Source organism: Enterococcus sp. E4-223, assembly GCF_035727065.1.
GTDB lineage: Bacteria > Bacillota > Bacilli > Lactobacillales > Enterococcaceae > Enterococcus_B > Enterococcus_B faecium.
The window spans coordinates 1-21,947 of sequence record NZ_JAPMLH010000012.1; the positions used below are offsets into that span (position 1 = coordinate 1).

At 39.9% G+C, this 21,947-nt stretch carries 13 protein-coding genes, 19 tRNA genes, 1 riboswitch and 1 other annotated feature; of the genes, 27 read left to right on the top strand and 5 right to left on the bottom strand.

Annotated features, from left to right (window positions below):
* Positions 1 to 52 precede the first annotated feature (52 nt).
* The 22 genes from OS139_RS12960 (at position 53) to OS139_RS13065 (ending at position 5,687) form a co-directional block, all read left to right on the top strand.
* Positions 53 to 126 (top strand) — tRNA-Arg (locus tag OS139_RS12960).
* A gap of 9 nt (positions 127 to 135) precedes the next feature.
* Positions 136 to 209, top strand: a tRNA-Pro gene (locus OS139_RS12965).
* A 19-nt stretch (positions 210 to 228) separates the two neighbouring features.
* A tRNA-Ala gene (locus OS139_RS12970) sits at positions 229 to 301 on the top strand.
* 27 nt (positions 302 to 328) lie between these two features.
* Positions 329 to 402: transfer RNA gene (locus OS139_RS12975), tRNA-Met, on the top strand.
* 13 nt (positions 403 to 415) lie between these two features.
* Positions 416 to 489: transfer RNA gene (locus OS139_RS12980), tRNA-Ile, on the top strand.
* A 23-nt stretch (positions 490 to 512) separates the two neighbouring features.
* A tRNA-Ser gene (locus OS139_RS12985) sits at positions 513 to 602 on the top strand.
* 12 nt (positions 603 to 614) lie between these two features.
* Positions 615 to 688, top strand: a tRNA-Met gene (locus OS139_RS12990).
* Positions 689 to 706: 18 nt separating this feature from the next.
* Positions 707 to 782, top strand: a tRNA-Asp gene (locus OS139_RS12995).
* A 1-nt stretch (position 783) separates the two neighbouring features.
* Positions 784 to 854: transfer RNA gene (locus tag OS139_RS13000), tRNA-Gly, on the top strand.
* A gap of 13 nt (positions 855 to 867) precedes the next feature.
* Positions 868 to 941 (top strand) — tRNA-Ile (locus OS139_RS13005).
* A 24-nt stretch (positions 942 to 965) separates the two neighbouring features.
* A tRNA-Ser gene (locus tag OS139_RS13010) sits at positions 966 to 1,053 on the top strand.
* 21 nt (positions 1,054 to 1,074) lie between these two features.
* Positions 1,075 to 1,146, top strand: a tRNA-Glu gene (locus OS139_RS13015).
* Positions 1,147 to 1,168: 22 nt separating this feature from the next.
* Positions 1,169 to 1,258, top strand: a tRNA-Ser gene (locus tag OS139_RS13020).
* A gap of 12 nt (positions 1,259 to 1,270) precedes the next feature.
* A tRNA-Met gene (locus tag OS139_RS13025) sits at positions 1,271 to 1,344 on the top strand.
* 18 nt (positions 1,345 to 1,362) lie between these two features.
* Positions 1,363 to 1,435 (top strand) — tRNA-Asp (locus OS139_RS13030).
* A 3-nt stretch (positions 1,436 to 1,438) separates the two neighbouring features.
* Positions 1,439 to 1,511 (top strand) — tRNA-Phe (locus OS139_RS13035).
* Between the two features lie 4 nt (positions 1,512 to 1,515).
* A tRNA-Gly gene (locus OS139_RS13040) sits at positions 1,516 to 1,586 on the top strand.
* Between the two features lie 12 nt (positions 1,587 to 1,598).
* A tRNA-Ile gene (locus OS139_RS13045) sits at positions 1,599 to 1,672 on the top strand.
* A gap of 11 nt (positions 1,673 to 1,683) precedes the next feature.
* A tRNA-Glu gene (locus OS139_RS13050) sits at positions 1,684 to 1,755 on the top strand.
* 188 nt (positions 1,756 to 1,943) lie between these two features.
* Positions 1,944 to 2,023, top strand: a riboswitch (SMK box riboswitch).
* A complete protein-coding gene (gene metK, locus OS139_RS13055) occupies positions 2,021 to 3,214 on the top strand; it encodes a methionine adenosyltransferase (RefSeq protein ID WP_002289731.1) in 1,194 nt (397 codons plus the stop codon). (Overlaps the previous riboswitch by 3 nt.)
* Positions 3,215 to 3,343: 129 nt before the next feature.
* Complete coding sequence (locus OS139_RS13060) at positions 3,344 to 4,816, top strand: MDR family MFS transporter (RefSeq protein ID WP_002307944.1); 1,473 nt, start codon at positions 3,344 to 3,346, stop codon at positions 4,814 to 4,816.
* 82 nt (positions 4,817 to 4,898) lie between these two features.
* The gene (locus tag OS139_RS13065) at positions 4,899 to 5,687 is read left to right on the top strand and encodes an alpha/beta hydrolase (RefSeq protein WP_002299077.1); all 789 of its coding nucleotides are present in this window, start codon (positions 4,899 to 4,901) and stop codon (positions 5,685 to 5,687) included.
* A gap of 66 nt (positions 5,688 to 5,753) precedes the next feature.
* Here the strand turns inward: OS139_RS13065 and OS139_RS13070 are convergent, their stop codons facing one another.
* Positions 5,754 to 6,422, bottom strand: a complete 669-nt coding sequence (locus OS139_RS13070; protein ID WP_002285876.1) for a TetR family transcriptional regulator — start codon at positions 6,420 to 6,422, stop codon at positions 5,754 to 5,756.
* A gap of 114 nt (positions 6,423 to 6,536) precedes the next feature.
* Here OS139_RS13070 and OS139_RS13075 point away from each other — a divergent pair, with 114 nt between their 5' ends.
* Together OS139_RS13075 and OS139_RS13080 are read left to right on the top strand one after the other, a co-directional pair.
* Positions 6,537 to 8,249, top strand: coding sequence for an ABC transporter ATP-binding protein (locus OS139_RS13075; RefSeq protein ID WP_002307945.1), 1,713 nt, complete (start codon positions 6,537 to 6,539; stop codon positions 8,247 to 8,249).
* A 2-nt stretch (positions 8,250 to 8,251) separates the two neighbouring features.
* Positions 8,252 to 10,021 (top strand): ABC transporter ATP-binding protein, encoded by a 1,770-nt coding sequence (locus tag OS139_RS13080; RefSeq protein WP_002332360.1) that lies wholly within the window; start codon positions 8,252 to 8,254, stop codon positions 10,019 to 10,021.
* A 204-nt stretch (positions 10,022 to 10,225) separates the two neighbouring features.
* Here the strand turns inward: OS139_RS13080 and OS139_RS13085 are convergent, their stop codons facing one another.
* The 3 genes from OS139_RS13085 to OS139_RS13095 are packed head-to-tail and all read right to left on the bottom strand — an operon-like array spanning position 10,226 to position 12,404.
* Positions 10,226 to 10,792, bottom strand: coding sequence for a class I SAM-dependent methyltransferase (locus OS139_RS13085; RefSeq protein WP_002285906.1), 567 nt, complete (start codon positions 10,790 to 10,792; stop codon positions 10,226 to 10,228).
* A complete protein-coding gene (locus OS139_RS13090) occupies positions 10,792 to 11,748 on the bottom strand; it encodes a TIGR01212 family radical SAM protein (RefSeq protein ID WP_002307947.1) in 957 nt (318 codons plus the stop codon). The genes OS139_RS13085 and OS139_RS13090 overlap by 1 nt, the downstream gene beginning before the upstream one ends.
* On the bottom strand, positions 11,748 to 12,404 hold the full coding sequence (locus OS139_RS13095; protein WP_002332361.1) for a phosphatase PAP2 family protein: 657 nt from the start codon (positions 12,402 to 12,404) through the stop codon (positions 11,748 to 11,750). Before OS139_RS13095 ends, OS139_RS13090 begins: the two co-directional genes overlap by 1 nt.
* 368 nt (positions 12,405 to 12,772) lie before the next feature.
* On the opposite strand from OS139_RS13095, the gene OS139_RS13100 reads away from it, so the two are divergent.
* The 3 genes from OS139_RS13100 (at position 12,773) to OS139_RS13110 (ending at position 19,770) form a co-directional block, all read left to right on the top strand.
* A complete protein-coding gene (locus OS139_RS13100; protein WP_325066990.1) occupies positions 12,773 to 15,028 on the top strand; it encodes a LysM peptidoglycan-binding domain-containing protein in 2,256 nt (751 codons plus the stop codon).
* A 69-nt stretch (positions 15,029 to 15,097) separates the two neighbouring features.
* Positions 15,098 to 15,304, top strand: a binding site (T-box leader).
* 150 nt (positions 15,305 to 15,454) lie between these two features.
* Positions 15,455 to 17,869 carry a leucine--tRNA ligase gene (gene leuS / locus OS139_RS13105; protein ID WP_002332364.1) on the top strand — a complete coding sequence of 805 codons (2,415 nt, stop codon included), beginning with the start codon at positions 15,455 to 15,457 and terminating at the stop codon, positions 17,867 to 17,869.
* Positions 17,870 to 18,216: 347 nt separating this feature from the next.
* Complete coding sequence (locus tag OS139_RS13110; protein ID WP_002307951.1) at positions 18,217 to 19,770, top strand: WD40/YVTN/BNR-like repeat-containing protein; 1,554 nt, start codon at positions 18,217 to 18,219, stop codon at positions 19,768 to 19,770.
* A gap of 380 nt (positions 19,771 to 20,150) precedes the next feature.
* On the opposite strand, the gene OS139_RS13115 is transcribed toward OS139_RS13110, so the two are convergent.
* A complete protein-coding gene (locus tag OS139_RS13115) occupies positions 20,151 to 21,935 on the bottom strand; it encodes an ABC transporter ATP-binding protein (protein ID WP_002332365.1) in 1,785 nt (594 codons plus the stop codon).
* Positions 21,936 to 21,947: the final 12 nt, after the last annotated feature.

A 21,947-nucleotide genomic window follows, 5' to 3' on the forward strand; every position in this document is an offset into this window, starting at 1 on the left:
CGGTGAGTGATCACCGTACCGGTTCGATTCCGGTCCTCGGCATTTCAAATATGCGCCCATAGCTCAACTGGATAGAGTGTTTGACTACGGATCAAAAGGTTAGGGGTTCGACTCCTCTTGGGCGCGTTAATTAAACGGGAAGTAGCTCAGCTTGGTAGAGCACTTGGTTTGGGACCAAGGGGTCGCAGGTTCGAATCCTGTCTTCCCGATAATTATAAATTTAAACACGGGGCCTTAGCTCAGCTGGGAGAGCGCCTGCTTTGCACGCAGGAGGTCAGCGGTTCGATCCCGCTAGGCTCCATTTCATTTAAATAATGAATATCTTTTTCGCGGTGTAGCTCAGCTGGCTAGAGCGTCCGGTTCATACCCGGGAGGTCGGGGGTTCGATCCCCTCCGCCGCGATTTTTAAGAGCCTGGACCTTTAGCTCAGTTGGTTAGAGCAGACGGCTCATAACCGTCCGGTCGTAGGTTCGAGTCCTACAAGGTCCATTGTGGCGTTGTAAGTTTCATATGGAGGATTACCCAAGTCCGGCTGAAGGGAACGGTCTTGAAAACCGTCAGGCGGGTAAAACCGTGCAAGGGTTCGAATCCCTTATCCTCCTTTTTCATATTATCGCGGGATGGAGCAGTCTGGTAGCTCGTCGGGCTCATAACCCGAAGGTCGTAGGTTCAAATCCTGCTCCCGCAATTAAAAACTAAAAACATTGGTTCCGTGGTGTAGGGGTTAACATGCCTGCCTGTCACGCAGGAGATCGCGGGTTCGATTCCCGTCGGAACCGCCATGCGGGTGTAGTTTAGTGGTAAAACCACAGCCTTCCAAGCTGTTGTCGCGAGTTCGATTCTCGTCACCCGCTTTTAGTTTTTTATGGGCCTATAGCTCAGCTGGTTAGAGCGCACGCCTGATAAGCGTGAGGTCGATGGTTCGAGTCCATTTAGGCCCATTAGTACAAAATCTTATTGGTTTTGGGGAAGTACTCAAGTGGCTGAAGAGGCGCCCCTGCTAAGGGTGTAGGTCGGGAAACCGGCGCGAGGGTTCAAATCCCTCCTTCTCCGTTTCAATATTTTGTTTTACCTGGCCCGTTGGTCAAGCGGTTAAGACACCGCCCTTTCACGGCGGTAACACGGGTTCGAATCCCGTACGGGTCATTAATTTAATATAGTTTTACATGGAGGATTACCCAAGTCCGGCTGAAGGGAACGGTCTTGAAAACCGTCAGGCGGGTAAAACCGTGCAAGGGTTCGAATCCCTTATCCTCCTTTTTCATATTATCGCGGGATGGAGCAGTCTGGTAGCTCGTCGGGCTCATAACCCGAAGGTCGTAGGTTCAAATCCTGCTCCCGCAATTAAAAACTAAAAACATTGGTTCCGTGGTGTAGGGGTTAACATGCCTGCCTGTCACGCAGGAGATCGCGGGTTCGATTCCCGTCGGAACCGTTTGGCTCGGTAGCTCAGTTGGTAGAGCAATGGATTGAAGCTCCATGTGTCGGCAGTTCGATTCTGTCCCGCGCCATTATGCGGGTGTAGTTTAGTGGTAAAACCACAGCCTTCCAAGCTGTTGTCGCGAGTTCGATTCTCGTCACCCGCTTTTAGTTTTTATGGGCCTATAGCTCAGCTGGTTAGAGCGCACGCCTGATAAGCGTGAGGTCGATGGTTCGAGTCCATTTAGGCCCATTTATTTTATTGGCCCGTTGGTCAAGCGGTTAAGACACCGCCCTTTCACGGCGGTAACACGGGTTCGAATCCCGTACGGGTCATGGAAGATACTTTTTGAGTATCTTTTTCTTTTTATCTGAAAGAATGATTTTAAAAAGCTTAGCAGAGTTATCTTTATGGATGATTGTGCTAAGCTTTTTTGGACAGTTCTAATGTAAAATATTTTTATATTTTTTAAGCAAAAAAATGAAAAAATACGAGCAGAAAACTGTTTTATCTGCTATACTTGGTTCGTTGCAAGTTCCCGAAAGGATCCGCAGGACGGAGATGCCTTGTAACCGAATTTAACTAGGGGGAATCATTATAATGGTAGAAAGACACTTATTTACATCAGAATCTGTTTCTGAAGGACATCCAGATAAAATTGCTGACCAAATCAGTGATGCAATCTTGGATGCAATTTTAAAACAAGATCCAACAGCACGAGTAGCGTGTGAAACGTCTGTAACAACTGGTCTTGTTTTAGTATTTGGAGAAATATCTACGACGGCATATGTAGATATTCAAAAAGTCGTACGGGAAACAATAAAAGAAATTGGTTATACACGTGCAAAATTCGGATTTGATGGAGATACAGCAGCTGTATTGGTTGCGATTGATGAACAATCTCCTGATATTGCTCAAGGAGTTGATGAAGCACTTGAGATCCGGGATGAAGATAAAAAAGACGTATTAGATGAGATTGGTGCTGGCGACCAAGGTTTAATGTTTGGGTTTGCTGTAGATGAAACACCAGAATTGATGCCTTTACCAATTGCTTTGAGTCATCGTCTGGTACGCCGCTTGGCAGATTTGCGTAAATCAAATGAATTAACGTATTTACGTCCAGATGCAAAATCTCAAGTAACGGTTGAATATGATGATCAAGGACAACCGGAACGCGTAGATACAATCGTTATTTCAACACAGCATGATGATGCAGTAGATAATGAAACAATTCGTCATGATGTCATCGAAAAAGTAGTGAAGGAAGTTATTCCAGCTGAATTATTAGATGATCAAACGAAATATTATATCAATCCGACTGGCCGATTTGTCATTGGTGGTCCTCAAGGGGATGCCGGATTAACAGGAAGAAAAATCATTGTTGATACGTATGGCGGTTATGCTCGTCATGGTGGCGGTGCTTTTTCTGGTAAAGATGCGACAAAAGTTGACCGTTCTGCCAGCTATGCTGCACGTTATATTGCTAAAAACATTGTTGCAGCAGGGCTTGCTCGCAAAGCAGAAGTACAGCTAGCTTATGCGATTGGTGTTGCTCAACCTGTTTCGATCTCAATCAATACTTTCGGTACTGGAACGGTTCCGGAAGAAGAACTGATTGCTGCAGTGAGAGAAAACTTCGATCTTCGGCCAGCAGGAATCATCGAGATGCTTGATTTGCGTCGTCCGATTTACAAACAAACAGCTGCTTACGGTCATTTTGGTCGTACAGATGTAGATTTGCCTTGGGAACATACGGACAAAGTAGATGCGTTGAAAGCAAGTTTAGCAAAATAAGTTATATTCAGCTGGAACGATCGCCAAGTGGTGGTTGTTCCAGCTTTTTTTATGGCAGTTAACCTCTTGAAAAAGATAGTAATTATTTATCTATTTTTAGATCCTGTCATAATGAAAGGGAGGAATAAGATGAAAAAAGAAACAAATGTTACTTTGGTCACAGTGAGTATTTTCATTGCAACGTTCATGACGGCTATTGAAGGTACAATCGTAACAACCGCTATGCCAACGATTGTCGGTTCATTACATGGAATGGAAATCATGAACTGGGTATTTTCGATTTATTTACTGACAAACGCTATGCTTACTCCGATTTACGGAAAACTTGCGGATAAAGTGGGACGGAAACCAATCTTTATTTTTGGGACATTATTGTTTATTATCGGTTCGTTATTTTGCGGTTTATCTCAAAGCATGATTGGGTTGATTGCTGCTCGTGCGATTCAAGGGATGGGTGCTGGGGCAATGATGCCAGTAGCTTTGACGATCATCGGCGATCTTTATTCTATTGAAAAGCGAGCAAAAGTTTTAGGTTTGAATAGTTCAGCCTGGGGGATTGCCAGTGTTTTTGGACCGCTTGCGGGAGGATTCATCGTTGAAACGATCAGCTGGCACTGGATCTTTTTTATCAATGTGCCGATCGGTATTCTATTAATTATTTTGATTTGGCTATATTTAAATGAACCAAAAATCATGCATGAGTCTAAACCAATGGATATTTTTGGTAGTTTTAGTTTGATGGCTATGCTGGTCTCATTGCTGTTAGGGTTCCAATTATTAGGAGACGAGGGAATGAGTCCGCTTGTTTCTGCTTTGTTGCTAGGCAGTATCGTACTGTTGGGCGTTTTTATTTTTGCTGAAAAAAGAGCTAAAGATCCTGTCATCATGATGCATTTATTCAAAAATCCACTATTTGTTGTGGTAAACTTGGCTGCAGCATTGGCTAGTGGTTTTTTGATGGGAATCGATGTTTATATTCCTATGTGGATGCAAGGTGTATTAGGACTGAATGCAGCAATTGGTGGGTTGGTATTAGCACCATTATCACTAGTCTGGATGGTCGGTTCTTTCCTTGCAAGCAAGTGGATGACTCAAATGAAAACTCATTGGGTCTTGAGAATTGGACTACTAATCGCAGCTATTGGGGGCGCTTGGTTGTATCTTATGCCTTTCAGAAGTAACTATTTATGGTTTTTTGCTATATCAACGGTCATCGGTATAGGCTTAGGTGTGACCATGACTACCTCGACTGTCAGTGCACAAAATAGTGTATCTCGTGACCAGCTTGGTGTAGCAACTTCTTTTAATACGTTAGTTCGAACAATTGGTCAAACAGTCATGGTTTCTATTTTTGGTTTATTGATAAATGGGGTAACTAAACGAGAACTTGCAGCAGCAAATTTAACAAATGATGCAGATATCATGAATAAACTGGTGAATCCACAAACGGCTAAATATATTGATGCGGATATTTTGTTACCATTAAGAAAAATTCTTTATGATGGGTTACATTCCGTTTATCTAGTTGGCTTGTTACTCGTGATCATTGCTTTGGTCTTAACGCTTTTCGTTCATGAAAAAAGTGGTAAAATAAAACAGTAGTTTCGGTTAAGATATGTACGTAGCCGAATCATTCAAATTTAAAGTTATTCAAAAATAACTTCTTACTAAGGAAGGCGAAAATATGGCATTTATTCAAGCAAATATTTATTCGAATGTGTTAGAAATGGAAGTCAATCTAAATGTGATACTACCGCAAACAACAAAAAAGGTGATTGGCACCAGTTCAGAGCAAGAGACAACGGATATACCTGTTTTATATTTACTTCATGGAATGGGTGGCAATCATAGTGTATGGGAAAGACGTACGTCGATTGAACGTTATGTAGCAGACTACGGATTAGCTGTCATCATGCCATCTACTGATCTTGGCTGGTACACAGATACAGTTTATGACATGAAGTATTGGACATTCATTGCAGAAGAGCTACCTGAGATTTGTCATGAATTATTCCCGCAATTAACAAGAAAAAGAGAAAAAACATATGCCGCTGGATTATCGATGGGCGGATATGGCGCGTTAAAACTAGGCCTTGCAAAATCAGAAAATTTCGCAGCAGTAATCTCTCTTTCAGGCGCTGTTTCTGTAGGAAATCGAATGGATGATCTTTTGATGGTTCGTAAAGCAGCTTTTTGGGAAGGGATCTTTGGACCATTGGATCAAATCGAAGGTTCAAAAAATGATCCGCAATACTTATTGAAAGAACTAGTAAAAAGCGGAAAACCAGTTCCAAGATTTTATATGGCTTGTGGGGAATCTGATTTTCTTTATCAGGCAAATCAGGAAATGGTATCTGCTATGCAGGAACAAGGCTTGGCGGTCACCTTTGAACAAGGACCTGGCGATCATAACTGGATCTTCTGGGACCAATGGATTCAACGTGCATTGGCGTGGCTAATGGAAGAAAAATAAAAAAAGAGTCTTAAAAAGATAGCTCCTATAGAGATCACAAACATAGTGATCTCTATAGGAGCTTTTTTACTGCTCGTTTTCTCTTCTTTTATTTTGTTGGCATAAGCCTTCAATATAGGTTTGTGCACTCGTTAGAAAGAGTGCTTTTTCATTCAATTCTGCATGGGACTGCATACTTTCTTTAAATCCCTCTAATTGATTTTCAACTACATAATTACGCATAAATAGAACTGTTTCTTTCAAAAATTCATTTCCGTCCATAATCTTTTGTCGAAGCTGCTGTTCATGCTGCTGATCCATTAACTGTCCAATCAATAAATTGTGGAGAGAGGCAATGGCCTGATGACTTTGGGTGACTGAAAATCCTTCACGAACAAGTAATTGGATCATTTGCTCCAAATGTTCTAATCGACTCGGAAAAGCGGGCACAGTATTGATTTCTAATTCTGCCCCACAAGGGAAACGTGTATAAAGGTCATAGTAATTTTCCATATACTGCAGCAACTGTTCATTCCAAGGCAAAGTTGGATCTGGAAGCGCTAATTCTTCTTCCATTGTTTCAGCCATTTTTTGCAAGAGCTGTTGTTTGTTTTTGAAATACCAATATAAAGCAGGTGCTTGAACATGAATTCTGTTTGCGATGTTTCGCATGGAAAGCTGCGAAAGAGCTTGTGTTTCAGCCAGGATATCAAAGGCGGCCTGAATGATGATTGCTTGAGAAAGCTTTATTTCCATTTTATCAACCTCGTGTATTGCATTATCTTTTTAAACATGGTAAATTGTTAGTCGGTCTAATTTTACAGTGTTAAATTAGTCCTGTCAATTTAAACAAAGGGGTGTAATCAACGAATGAAATTAATCTTACGACATGCGAAAAAATATAAAGTAGCTGTTTTTATTTCCTTGCTGTCCGTAGCAGTCATGGTTGCAGCAGCATTATGGCAACCTAAGTTACTACAGCAAGTATTGGAAGCTATTATTACAGAAGATAATGATGAAATGAAAACAATTGGTATTTACCTGATCAGTCTGGCTTTGCTAGGATTAGCCGCAGGTGTAACGAACACGATTTTCTCTGCGAAAGTAGCTCAAGGCGTAAGTGCAGACATCCGAGAGGAAGCTTTTCGAAAGATCCAGACATTTTCATTTGGGAATATCGAACAGTTTTCTGCTGGAAATCTTGTTGTTCGTCTAACAAATGATATCACGCAAATCCAAAATTTAGTGATGATTTCTTTGCAATCACTTTTTCGAATTCCATTTCTATTTATTGGTGCCTTCATTTTAGCTATGATCACGATGCCGCAATTATGGTGGATCATCGTAGCGCTTATCGTTACGGTATTTCTGATTACGGCACTTTCATTTACAAGGATGGGCAAGCACTTCATGATCATTCAAAAACTGATTGATCGTGTGAATAGCATTGCAAAAGAAAACTTACTAGGGATTCGTGTGGTGAAATCTTTTGTACAGGAAGAAAACCAATTGAAGACATTCAGCAAAGTAAGTGAGGACTTAACAAAACACAACATCATAGTCGGTACATTATTTTCTGTGATGATCCCGTCCTTCATGCTGGCTGCCAATTTGGCTGTGGTTGGGGCGATCTTTTTTGTGAGCGATCTTGTTAAAGATGATCCTACGTTAATTGGTGGAATTGCTTCATTCATGAACTACTTGATGCAGATTATGATGGCAATCATTATTGGCGGAATGATGATGATGATGACTTCAAGAGCAGCCGTATCGCTGAAGCGGATTGCGGAAATTTTAGATGCTGAACCAGATCTTACTTATTTAGACGTTCCAGAACAAGAGTTGACGGGTTCTGTCACTTTTGACCATGTTTCTTTTCGTTATCCTGGTGAGGATACAGATATGCTTAAAGATATCAGCTTTTCTATCAAACCTGGAGAAATGGTTGGTATCGTCGGGGCGACTGGTGCCGGGAAGTCAACACTAGCACAATTGATCCCTCGTCTATTTGATCCGACAGAAGGCAAAGTTGAAGTAGGTGGTGTAGATCTTCGTCAAGTAAATGAAAAGAGTTTAAGACAAACGGTTTCCTTTGTTTTGCAAAAAGCAATTTTATTCTCAGGAACGATTGCTCAAAACTTGCGTCAAGGGAAAAAGAATGCAACAGAAAAAGAGATGGAACATGCTTCTTCTATTGCTCAAGCAAAAGAATTCATCGAAAAGTTATCTGATCGTTACGAAGCACCAGTAGAAGAACGTAGCAGTAACTTTTCTGGTGGTCAAAAGCAACGTTTATCCATTACTCGTGGCGTTATCGGTAATCCAAAGATCTTGATCCTAGATGACAGTACGAGTGCACTGGATGCTCGCTCTGAAAAGCTGGTCCGAGAAGCACTCGATCGAGATTTGAAGGGAACAACGACGATTGTCATCGCACAAAAAATTGCTTCTGTTGTCAAAGCAGACCGCATCTTAGTATTGGATGAAGGCAGATTAGTCGGCGAAGGAACCCATGAGGAATTGGTAGCTGGAAACCGTGTCTATCAGGAAATCTTTGAAACTCAAAAAGGAACGGAGGAGTAAGTATGACTGATCTAATAAAAGCAAGTAAATTTTTCTATCACTATTTGAAGCGGTACAAACTCTCCTTTTTCTTTATCTTTATCACAGTGATCATTGCTACCTATCTACAAGTAAAGGCACCTCAATACATCGGGGAAGCTTTTCAAGAATTAGCTAATTACGTAAGAGGCTTGATGCAAGGCGTAGACGATAAAAGCAAATTTGTTTCTGTAATATGGAAACTCTTGCTGTTTTATGTACTAGCTAGTGCAGCCAACTTTATCTATAGTATTTTGTTCACACAAGTAGTAGGGAAGTCAACGAACCGAATGCGTATCGGTCTATTCAACAAATTGGAAAAATTGACGATCCGTTTCTTTGATTCTCATCAAGACGGTGAAATTTTAAGTCGTTTTACCAGTGACTTAGATAATATTCAAAATAGTTTGAACCAAGCTTTGCTTCAAGTCATCACGAATGCTGTTTTACTTGTCGGGATCTTGATCATGATGTTCCGCCAAAATGTAGAGTTAGCTTGGGCTACAATTGCTTCCACTCCAGTAGCCGTTTTGATAGCTGTCTTGATTATCCGCAAAGCACGGAAATATGTGGATCTTCAGCAAGATGAAGTGGGGAAACTAAATGGTTATATGGATGAAAAAATCAGCGGACAACGTGTCATCATCACAAATGGCTTACAAGAAGAAACGATTGAAGGATTCTTAGAGCATAATCAAAGTGTTCGCGAAGCAACCTTCAAAGGACAAGCTTATTCTGGTCTACTATTTCCGATGATGCAAGGAATGTCACTGGTCAATACAGCGATAGTTATCTTTTTCGGCGGCTGGTTAGCATTAAATGGTGATTTGGAACGTTCGGTGGCATTAGGCTTAGTTGTGACATTCGTCCAGTATTCACAACAATATTACCAACCACTGATGCAGATTTCATCTGGATACAGCATGATCCAATTAGCGATTACAGGGGCAAGACGATTGAATGAAATGTTTGATGAAAAAGATGAAGTCAAACCAGAAAACGGTAAAGCATTTGATGGTGTTGAAAAAGGTCTTGCGTTGCAGCACGTAGATTTTGGTTATTCTCCAGAAAAACTAGTCTTGAAAGATGTCTCGATTAATGTGGACAAAGGAGAAATGGTTGCTCTTGTTGGTCCAACAGGATCGGGGAAAACGACGATCATGAATCTGCTAAACCGTTTTTACGATGTCAATGATGGTTCAGTAGTCATCGATGGAATAGATATCCGAGATTATGATCTTGATGCATTACGTAGACATGTAGGAATCGTTTTGCAAGAATCTGTATTGTTCTCCGGAACGATCAAAGACAATATCACATTCGGCAAACCGGACGCTTCAGATGAAGAAGTCATCAATGCAGCAAAACAAGCGAATATTCATGACTTCATCATGACGTTAGAAAAAGGTTATGATACAGAGATATCCGAAGAAAATAACTTATTCAGTACCGGTCAAAAGCAGTTGATCAGTATTGCTCGAACGATCATCACAAATCCATCTTTATTGATTTTGGATGAAGCAACAAGTAATGTAGACACGGTAACAGAAGCAAGGATCCAAAAAGCAATGGATGAAGCAATCAAAGGAAGAACCAGCTTTGTGATTGCTCACCGGCTGAAAACAATCTTGAATGCAGATAGAATCGTTGTCTTGCGTGATGGGGAAGTCATTGAAGAAGGCAGTCATCACGAGTTATTAGCAGAAAATGGATTTTATGCGGAACTTTATCATAATCAATTTGTATTTGAATAAAGAGGTTGTGAAAAAGCTGTCCTGCATCAAGTAATAAGAACAGCCAATCAAAAACAGCTTCTCATGTTTTTGATTTGGTTGGACTTATTACCGCAGATATAAGCTTTTGAGCACCGTGAATAAAGAGATTGTGAAATCAACGCTCTAACCTGAGTATTAGAGAAAAAAACGCAAAACATATCATTTATGTTTTGCGTTTTTTATTTATCTTTTTTTCTCAATACAATATAAAATAGGCGGCTGGTTCTTTTGGTTGATAAACCGATAATTCAGCACATTGTATGTTTCCTGTGGCAGTTTGGAACAAAAAGAATCAACCATATCCAGTTCTTTTTCTCCACCTTCATGACCATAGTAGACGACAAGGATCAATCGTCCGCGAGGCACAAGTCGTTTCAATATTTCTTCCATAGCTGTGCGTGTAGTCTCTGGCATAGTGATGATTGCTTTATCACTTTTTGGGAGATACCCTAGATTGAAAATCCCTGCTTTGAGATTTTGTTGTTCAGCTATCACTTCTCCTAACGTTTCGTGACCTTGTAGAAACAATGAGACACGTTCTTCTAACTGACGCTGTTCTAGCCTTTCACGAGTAGCATCGATTGCTTGTTGCTGGATATCGAAACTATAGACATGACCAGTTTTTCCGATGTGTTCTGCTAGAAAAACCGTATCGTGGCCATTGCCCATCGTTGCATCTACGACGTGATCCCCTGGTTGCAAGATTTCTTGCAGTAATGTATGGCTGAAATGCAAAGCAGTTTGCAACATCAGACGCTCACCTTTTTCCGTACATCATATTTTCCTTGGAAGCTATCTCTGCGAAGAAGTTCTTCATCAATTGCATTCAAGACTTCCCATTTTTTCAAGCTCCACATTGGTCCAATCAAGGAATCCCACGGCGCATCCCCTGTCAAACGATGGATGATGATCTCTTTTGGTATCATTTCCAGCTGGTCGCAAATGACATTGACATAGTCAGGACGGCTCATTAATTGAAGGCGACCTTCATAATAGTCCCGCAACATTCTCGTTTTGCGCATCAGATGCATCAAATGGAGCTTGATTCCTTGGATATCTGAATCTAAAATGGTGCGTCTGACATTTTCTTTCATCATTTCTAAACTTTCGCCTGGTAATCCGTTGATCAAATGCGTACAAACACGGATATTATGTTTGCGTAATTTAGCCACGCCATCTAAATAAGTTTGATAATCATGTGCTCGGTTGATCAGTTTTGAAGTTTCTTCAAAAGTTGTTTGCAATCCAAGTTCTACCCATAAATACATCCGCTCGTTCAGTTCAGCAAGGTAATCAACTACTTCATCTGGCAGACAATCCGGTCGTGTACCGACTGATAATCCTACGACACCTGGTAAATTGACTACTTGCTCAAATCGTTCTTTAATTATTTCAACTGGCGCATGGGTGTTTGTAAAATTTTGGAAATAAACGATGTATTGTTGGACATGAGGCCATTTTTGATGCATCATGTCGATTTCTTTCTGGAATTGGATTGGAAGAGGGTCTTCAGGTGCAACGATCATGTCACCCGAACCAGATACACTGCAAAAAGTACATCCGCCATGGGCAACAGTCCCATCTCGATTCGGGCAGTCGAACCCTCCATCGATAGGCACCTTGAAAATTTTCCCGCCAAACTCATTTCGTAAAGCGTAATTCCAAGAATGATATCTTTTATTTCCTTCTGAATAAGGAAAAGTCATTAAAAGTCCTTCTTTCTGTAAGAGTTATCTATTTGTTTTCTTTTTTCTCTATACACTGGATAAGTCAGGCACAGCCAAGAAAGACTGAGTAAGTAGCCGCCGATGATATCAGTAGGAAAATGAACGCCCAGATAAATGCGGCTTATCCCGACACTTACTATAATAAACACCATCAGCAATTGAAGCAATGTGCGTAAGGTTCTTTTTTGAACAAAAGCTGGAAGCAGAAATAGTAAAGAACCGTAAAGAATCATACTGCCTGCTGCATGTCCACTAGGGAAACTGTAACTTGTTTCAACTACTAAGTGCGCCAATGAAGGACGCTCTCGCATGAAAAATAGTTTGATCACCGGGTTGATGATTCCAGCAATTACAATAAATCCAGAAACGAACCAAAATGTTTCTGCCCTTTTTTTCTTATACCACATCCATAAAGCCGCACAAGCAAATAAAATGATGACGGTAAGAGGATTACCGAATTTAGTCATAAAGAGTTGGTAGCTGTTCAGATCAGGATAAGAAGCTCTGACAATGCCTGTAAACCACTGATCGAAACCAGAAAGCCACGACAGATGGAACTTTACGATCCAGCCCGAAATGAAAAACAGGACAAGAAAGAAGCTACCAGCCACCTGAAATGATGTTTTATATTTCATACAATTCCTCCTTTGAAGCAATGACTTATTATAGCATTTTTGGTCCAGCGAAAAAAACGGTAAAGAGATAAAACCAATGTATGATTCCTCTTTGAATAACCAATATTCTTATAAAAAAATAACTGTAATCGGAAAGACATTTTTTGGTAATGCAAATGAAATGTTAAGGAAATAAAATCAGTGTTTTTCGAAATCCTTTTAAACAAGAACGTAGACGTAGGAAGAACTTGAAAATGAACAGAAGTTGTTCATTACGGTAAATTACAATATGATTACAAAAAACAACAAAGCTCTTAAATAACTTTTAATAAATATTAAGAGAAGTTATAATTATTAATAATAGATAAATTGAAGTTGGAGGATAGAAGATGGAAAACATTGCAAGAAAAGAACGGAGACGTTTAGAACAGACCAAACGTTTTCGAAAAGCAAAACGAGGGGCAGCAATCGTGGGAACTGCGATGGTAGGCTGTTCTGTCGCTGCCCCATTAGTACAGCCGGTTCCTGTTCAAGCGGATGAAACACCTGTTCAGTTCGGCGCAAGAATCAATACAGCGGCATTTATCACAGAAATTGCTACTTATGCTCAACCAATCGCTCAAGCCAACGATCTATATGCATCAGTGATGATCGCACAAGCAGTTGTAGAAAGCGGTTGGGGCAGTAGTGCGTTATCTCAAGCACCTTATTATAATCTTTTTGGGATAAAAGGCAGCTATCAAGGACAAACCGTCTACATGGATACGCTTGAATTTTTAAATAATCAATGGGTAAATAAAAAGGAGCCTTTCCGACAATATCCTTCTTTTGCTGAATCTTTCAATGACAATGCCTATGTACTTAGAAATACTTCATTTGGCAACGGTTATTACTATGCCGGTACTTGGAAGAGCAACACGAAATCCTATACAGATGCGACAGCTTGTTTGACAGGGCGTTATGCGACTGATCCTGGTTACGCAGGCAAATTAAATAATATCATCGCAACTTACGGATTGACCCAATATGATACACCAGCTAGCGGAAACGCAGGCGGTGGAGCGACTACAGGTGGCAATAATACTGGAAGTACAGGTAGTACTGGCGGTTCAAGCAATTCTGGTAATACAAACTCAGGTTCAGCAACTTCGACCACTTATACTGTCCAATCTGGTGATTCTGTTTGGGGAATCTCAAATAAATTCGGTATCACAATGGATCAATTGATCCAATGGAACAACATCCAAAACAATTTCATTTATCCAGGACAAAAACTGACAATCAAAGGTAGCCAGGAAAATGGCTCTTCGACGAATAATTCCGGTAACAATACCAATTCTTCAGGAAATGCTGGTACATCAAACGGAGGACAAACAACTGGTGCGAAATACACTGTTCAATCTGGTGATTCTGTTTGGAAGATCTCAAATGATCACGGAATTACGATGGCTCAATTGATTGAATGGAACAATATCAAGAACAATTTCGTTTATCCAGGACAACAGCTAATCGTATCAAATGGCGGTTCTTCTAATGCTGGAGCAAATACTGGCTCAAATACTGGGAATACAAGTGGCTCTAGTTCGTCCAGCTCAAGTTCTTCTAATACAGCTTCAGGAACGAAATATACAGTTAAAGCCGGAGACTCTGTTTGGAGCGTCTCAAATAAATACGGAATTACGATGGCTCAGCTAATCCAATGGAACAATATCCAAAATAACTTTATCTACCCAGGACAACAACTGACTGTTTCAAACAGTGGATCAACAAACAGCACGTCAGGTAATACAGGTTCGTCAACCAATACAAATAACAGCAGTTCAGTTAATACTGGCAGCAGTTCGTCTCAAGGCACTTATACCGTGAAAGCAGGTGAATCTGTTTGGAGCGTGGCAAATAAAAACGGCATCACGATGGATCAGTTAATCGAATGGAATAATATCAAAAACAACTTCATTTATCCAGGACAGCAATTGATCGTTAAAGGTGGAACTTCGGCAAATACAAATACAGGTTCAACTACTTCTGCAGCGAAACCAAATACACCGAATACGTCTGCTACGACAAGTACATCATCCACTGGTAATACGATGTATACCGTGAAAGCGGGCGAGTCAGTTTGGAGCGTAGCGAACAAACATCATATCACGATGGATCAGTTAATCGAATGGAATAATATCAAAAACAACTTCATTTATCCAGGACAGCAATTGATCGTTAAAGGTGGAACTTCGGCAAATACAAATACAGGTTCAACTACTTCTGCAGCGAAACCAAATACACCGAATACGTCTGCTACGACAAGTACATCATCCACTGGTAATACGATGTATACCGTGAAAGCGGGCGAGTCAGTTTGGAGCGTAGCGAACAAACATCATATCACGATGGATCAGTTAATCGAATGGAATAATATCAAAAATAATTTTATCTATCCAGGACAGCAAGTGATTGTGAAGAAAGGTTCATCTCAATCAACAAACCAACAATCAGTTACTGGTTCGAAAACCTATACTGTGAAATCTGGAGAATCTGTTTGGAGTGTTGCTGACAGTCATGGAATTACAATGGCTCAACTAATCGAATGGAACAATATTAAGAACAACTTTATTTATCCAGGTCAAACATTGATTGTAGCTAAATAAAATAGCTTTTCGAAGAAATAACGATTGAATTCCACAAAAATATTTGTTACTATAAGGCTACTTAAATATGACAACACTTGAAAAGGAAGTAGTAAAAAGACTGAAGTTTCAGAGAGCGCATGGCTGGTGAGAATGTGCACGGATGCTTTTGAACTCGCCTTTGAGTTGCCCTTGCTGAATACCCGAGTAAGCAAGCGGCGGTGACGGCCGTTACAACGTTCGAGGCCTTTTCACTAAGGTAAAATTAGGTGGTACCGCGTAGATTACGTCCTATAAAAAGAGCAATCTTTTTATAGGATTTTTTTATTTCTTTTGTGAAGTTTGAGAAACCAAAGCAAAAGGAAATAAAAATAAACAGATTCTGCCGGTTTTTTCGTTATATTTATAATAGAAACAAGTGTTTTCAATAGAACAGGAGGACAGCAAATGAGTTACAATCATAAAGAAATTGAGAAAAAATGGCAAAAATACTGGGCAAAAACGAATACTTTCAACACCCATGATGATCCTGAAAAGCCAAAATTTTACGCACTGGATATGTTTCCCTATCCATCCGGTCAAGGGCTACATGTAGGGCATCCTGAAGGTTATACGGCAACGGATATCCTTTCACGTGTGAAAAGAAGTCAAGGATACAACGTACTGCATCCAATGGGGTGGGATGCATTCGGTCTGCCTGCTGAACAATATGCGCTAGATACAGGAAACGATCCGGCTGAGTTTACCCAAAAAAATATCGAAACATTCCGACGCCAAATCAATTCTTTAGGATTTAGTTATGACTGGAATCGCGAAGTGAATACAACTGATCCGGAGTATTATAAATGGACACAATGGATCTTTACGAAGCTTTATGAAAAAGGTCTAGCTTATGAAGCAGAAGTAGCGGTAAACTGGGTACCTGAATTAGGAACAGTTATTTCAAATGAAGAAGTGATCGATGGGAAAAGTGAACGTGGTGGCTATGATGTAGTCAGAAAACCAATGCGCCAATGGATGCTGAAAATCACTGCTTATGCTGATCGCTTATTGGATGATCTAGAATTAGTTGACTGGCCAGAAAGCATTAAAGAAATGCAAAGAAATTGGATCGGTCGTTCAGTAGGAGCAAATATTGAATTTAAAGTGGCTGGTACGGATAAATCCTATACCGTATTTACGACACGACCAGATACTCTATTCGGTGCAACTTACTCGGTTCTTGCACCTGAACTAGATCTTGTTAGAGAAATTACGACCCCTGAACAAAAAGCTGCTGTAGAAGCTTATATCGAAGAGACAGCTAAAAAATCAGATCTAAAGAGAACAGATCTTGCAAAAGAAAAAACAGGAGTATTTACTGGTGCTTATGCAATCAATCCAGTTAATGGCAAGGAAATCCCAATCTGGATCGCCGATTATGTATTATCTTCATACGGCACAGGAGCCATCATGGCTGTTCCAGCACATGATGAACGTGACTTTGAATTCGCTCAAACTTTCGGACTAGAGATTCTTCCAGTTATCGAAGGTGGAGATGTTGAAAAAGTTGCTTACACAGAAGATGGTACGCACATCAACTCTGAATTTCTAGACGGCATGAACAAACAAGAAGCAATCGATAAAATGAATGAATGGCTAGAAGAAAATGGCGTAGGGAAAAAAGAAGTCAGCTATCGCTTACGTGACTGGCTATTCTCCCGTCAACGTTACTGGGGTGAACCAATCCCAATCATCCATTGGGAGGACGGAACAGTCACAGCTGTCCCAGAAGAAGAGCTACCATTACGGTTGCCTAAGACAAAAAACATCAAGCCAAGCGGTACTGGAGAATCTCCATTAGCAAATATCGAGGAGTGGGTCAATGTCGTTGATCCTGTAACAGGTAAAAAAGGCCGTCGCGAAACGAATACAATGCCACAATGGGCAGGAAGCTCATGGTATTACCTGCGTTATATCGACCCTCATAACAAAAAAGAACTAGCAGATTATGAAAAGTTGAAGCGTTGGCTACCAGTTGACATCTACATTGGTGGAGCAGAACATGCGGTACTTCATTTACTATATGCACGATTCTGGCATAAATTCTTATACGATATCGGTGTTGTTCCTACAAAAGAACCATTCCAAAAACTATACAATCAAGGAATGATCTTAGGCGAAAACAACGAAAAAATGTCAAAATCTCGTGGTAATGTAGTCAATCCTGATGATGTGGTCGAAACTTACGGTGCAGATACACTGCGCATGTACGAAATGTTCATGGGGCCATTAGATGCTTCGATTGCTTGGAGCGAAAATGGCTTAGAAGGAAGCCGTAAATTCTTGGATCGTGTATGGCGTTTGATCGTTGATGAGAACAATAAAATGCGTGACCGTATCACTACATTGAATGATGGCAAGCTTGATAAAGTGTATCATCAAACAGTGAAAAAAGTGACAGAAGACTATGAAAATCTTCATTTCAATACAGCAATCTCCCAATTGATGGTCTTTATCAATGAAGCCTATAAAGTGGACGCTCTGCCTTATGAATATATCGAAGGATTTGTTCAACTACTCGCACCGATTGCTCCTCACATGGGTGAAGAACTATGGGCAATCCTTGGAAATGATGGTGGTATTTCTTACGCACCATGGCCAACATACGATGAAGCAGCACTTGTTGAAGACGAAGTAGAAGTTGTTTTCCAAGTAAACGGTAAAGTTCGTGCGAAAAGCAATGTTCCCCAAGACTTAGGAAAAGATGAGCTAGAAAAAGCAGCATTAGCCAATGAAATAGTGCAAGAATACATTGAAGGCAAAACAGTCAGAAAAGTTATTGCGGTACCAAACAAGTTAGTCAATATCGTTGCTAATTAATTGGCTCTTTGTCAATAAGGACTGATGAGTTGTGCAAAATCAAATCTGGGCCAGAATGAACTTCATTCTGTCTCAGATTTTTTGTTATTTCAAATTGATTAATTGATTGATCAAAAAGGTTTTGATTTTCATGTTCTCAAACACGTTCAATGTCTTTTTCTTCTGAATGGTCTTGTAAGAGATCTCTGTAATCATCAAATTTTTGTCTATTAATCTTAGTATTTTTTGATGTATACACTACCTGAAATTGAGAGTACATACCAAATTCATAAATTTTTTATTAGTGGGACTAGTGATTGTATGGATTTTGACGCACAATGAATGAAGTATGAGAAAAGGAGAGACAAATGAATCAAGAACTATTTATTATCGAAGTATTATCAGCTAAACAAAAAATTATCGAGAAAGCGAAAAAAAGAGCGAAAAGAATAATGTTCAAGCTTTTAAGCTTAGTATTTTTCTCTGGTTTGCTTTTTTTCGGAGCTGTATCGTTCCTATATCGCCATATGAGTGCAGTAGTCCGTTCAGCTGAAGGGATGCAAAAATTAAATAATTTGTATCACTTTTCGTGGGGAGTTGGCGGAATAACAATTGTTGTGCTTATTGTTTTTCTTCTACTTATTTGGCTCCGTTACCATCAATTGTCGCGTCATTTCGATCAATGGCTTAGTCAAAGAGCACAACAGTTTTTACATAATAAACCAACTTCTCAAGATGATGACTATCTTTATTTTGAGAAGACTTCGACGAGCCAATCTTTTAGGATACAAAAAAGTGATTGCCAGTTATTGCTGAGATCACTTGATGATTTACCTGTCTACTTAGGCGAAAGCAAATCAAAATTCGGAATGAACACATTCCATATTTTTTTACTAGAAAACGAACCCAGATGGGAAAAAAGCCAGTCTTCGCCTGGTGGATACCTGACAACTAAGATGAGTACATTAGTCACTGGTTTTTTCCTCATTCTTTTAGCTGGAACAATCTATTATGGGAGATACACTCAGCCAAAAATGTCTTCTCATATAAATGCTGCTTCTCACATGACAATGAACTCAACTAACGATACGCATATACAAAAGACAAATGAAGGGTTGTTAGCTGATCCTAAGCAAAAGGTAAATTTGACAACACAAAAGATAAATGATCTCAAACTTGATACAGAGACGCACTCTCTCTATATGACAACAGATAGTGGTGCTAATTGGGTATTTGTGCCGATTGATTCGCAATGGTTGCGTTTTGGCGAATACACCCTGACAACGGGGCTGATTCCTGAAGGTTATTGGATGGACAACACATATGATATTTCCGCCGATTTCTCATGGTTTATCTATTCTTCTGGGGATGATGTACGTCTGCTGACTTCAAGAGATAATGGTAAAACATGGCAAACGTCTATTATCACTCAATCAGTTCAGCCGATACGTTATCGAAAAGCGGTATTTTATGGCAACGATGGTCTATTTATCTGTACATCAGCCAGTGGGATGTCTGCAGAAACTTTGTACATTTACACTACTATGGATGGCGGAATCACTTGGATAAAAAGTGGAAGTACAATGATCAATCAGCCAGTACAAAATGTCAGCTTCGTTACAACTTCTTTAGGTTTTGTTTCGACACGTGAAAGTTTGTTTTATACAAATAACGGAGGACGCTCATTCAAAGAATCAGTTCTGTCGATTCCGGAAAACTATCAGACAGGGGGGATAGATCTTTTTCAATCACCAAATGAAGTTACTCAAATAAGCGCGAATACGTTAGAGACAAAATTTTATTTGTTGAAAAAAGGACCAATCGATGCAGGGAAAATGTTTGCCTGCCTCTTCCGTTCAACTGATAACGGGGAAACATGGCAATTCGTTCAGCAACTATCGCAAGTAGAACAAGGAGATTAAAGAAGAGAGATTGTGAGCCTGACGTTCAGCTCCGAGTCACAAGAAACAAATTCAAAAAACAGCTTCTCATATTTGTTGAATAGTGTAACTCGTGACTCGGAGTTGGCAAGAGCAACAAGAAGCGATTTTGAAGAATAGCTTCCCGTATTTTACAAGATCGTGTCTTATTGCCGATAGGTTGTCTCTTGAACGCCGTTTATTCGTAAAAAGGGATTGTGACAAGTCTGTTGTCACTACTTACCGAACGAAACTGAAGGAGTTGTCCAAAAAGTATCATTAGTATTATTCTTTTTGTTTCTAGTGGCACCACTAGTACATTTAAAAAAGCTATCGATCATGGACTAATCATACATGATCGATAGCTTTTTAGATAATGTTTGTTACGCTATCTGAAATTGACTATTATAAAGACTGGCATAAAGCGTTGGTGATTGGAGTAGTTCAGAATGTGTTCCTTTTTCGACGATATCGCCATTCTTCATTACAAGGATCATGTCTGCATTTTCAATCGTTGACAATCGGTGTGCAATCACAAAACTTGTCCTATCTTTTGTCACAGCTTCCATTGCTTGCTGAATCAATGCTTCTGTTCGTGTATCTACGCTAGAAGTTGCTTCATCTAAAATAACGACAGGAGGATTCGCTAGAATGACTCGCGCAATTGTCAATAATTGTTGCTGTCCTTGAGATAACGTACCGTTTTCGCTAGAAATGATCGTATCATATCCGTCTGGCAGTGTTCGAATAAAGTGATCACATTGCGCGATTTCAGCCGCTTTGATAATTTGTTCTCTTGTGGCATCCATTTTCCCGTAGGCGATATTATCAGCTACCGTTCCTTCAAACAGCCAGGTATTTTGTAAAACCATCCCAAAAGAACGACGTAGTTCTCCACGTGAAAGCTTGGTAATATCAAGACCGTCGAATTCGATCTTTCCTTTATTCAGTTCATAAAAACGCATCAGCAGATTGACTAAAGTCGTTTTTCCTGCACCAGTTGGACCAACGATCGCTACCGTTTGTTTTGGCTTTACTGAAAAATCGATTTGATTCATCAATATTTTATCTGATGTGTAACCAAACTGTACATTTTTGAAAGCTATTTTTCCTTTCGGTTGTTCTAAAAGTCTTGCATCTGGAAGGTCTGGAATTTCATCTGTTTCATCTAATATCTCAAATATCCTATCGATTGCTGCCATTGCGGATTGGATCGAGTTGATCACATAAGAAGCGGTAGAAATTGGTTCAGAAATCTGATTGATGTACTGAAGATAAGCTTGTAAGAAGCCGATCGTCACACCACCAGATAGAACAAGCATAGCACCGAATACCGCACTTATGATGAAGGCGAGTTGATTAATGAAACGAATGGCCGGATAGATAGCAAAGTTCATAAATTGAGCACGTTTAAAAGCGTTGTATTGCTTTTTATTTACTTCGTGTATAGCAGCTTCTGCATGAGCTTGCTGATTGAATGTTTTGACCACTAGATTACCAGCTAAGATTTCTTCCATTCGATTATTTAAAACACCCAGTTCATACTGATTCTGTTCAGAAATCTGTTTGTTTTTGTTCGCAATCTTAGTTGTAACAATTGAACTGCCAACGATCAGCAATAAGACGAGCAAAGTAAGCTTGCTTTCGATATAAAACAGCATTAGACCAGCAGCAGCTATTGTTACGACAGAAGTGAAAAATTGATTGATACCTGTCAATAACACTTGAGAAAGCTGATTGAGTCCGGTAGTCGTTCGACTGATGATGTCGCCGACTTGATGATTATCAAAAAACGACATCGGTAACGTTTTGAATTTTTTTGTGATTTCTTTTCGCACCCTCAATGTGATCTTTTCGCTTAATGCTGCCATTGTACGTTCTTGGATAAATGAAGCAATACTGCTTAGGACTGAGCAGCCGATCAGCAATAAGACAGGGAACAGCAATGCTTGTTTGATATCACTGAAAGAAAGCTGTCCAATACCTGTTTTTCTTATTTCTGATAAGAGATCATCGATCCCGATTCCCATGATCAGGGGCATGGCTACAACTAATAGGTTGCCCAATAAACTACAGAGAAACAATCCGTAAAAATATTTATGTTCAGGTTTGATCATTTTCCAAAAACGTATCAAAGCGCGTGTGTTCAACGTTTTTTTCTTTTCCATCGAATCCCTTCT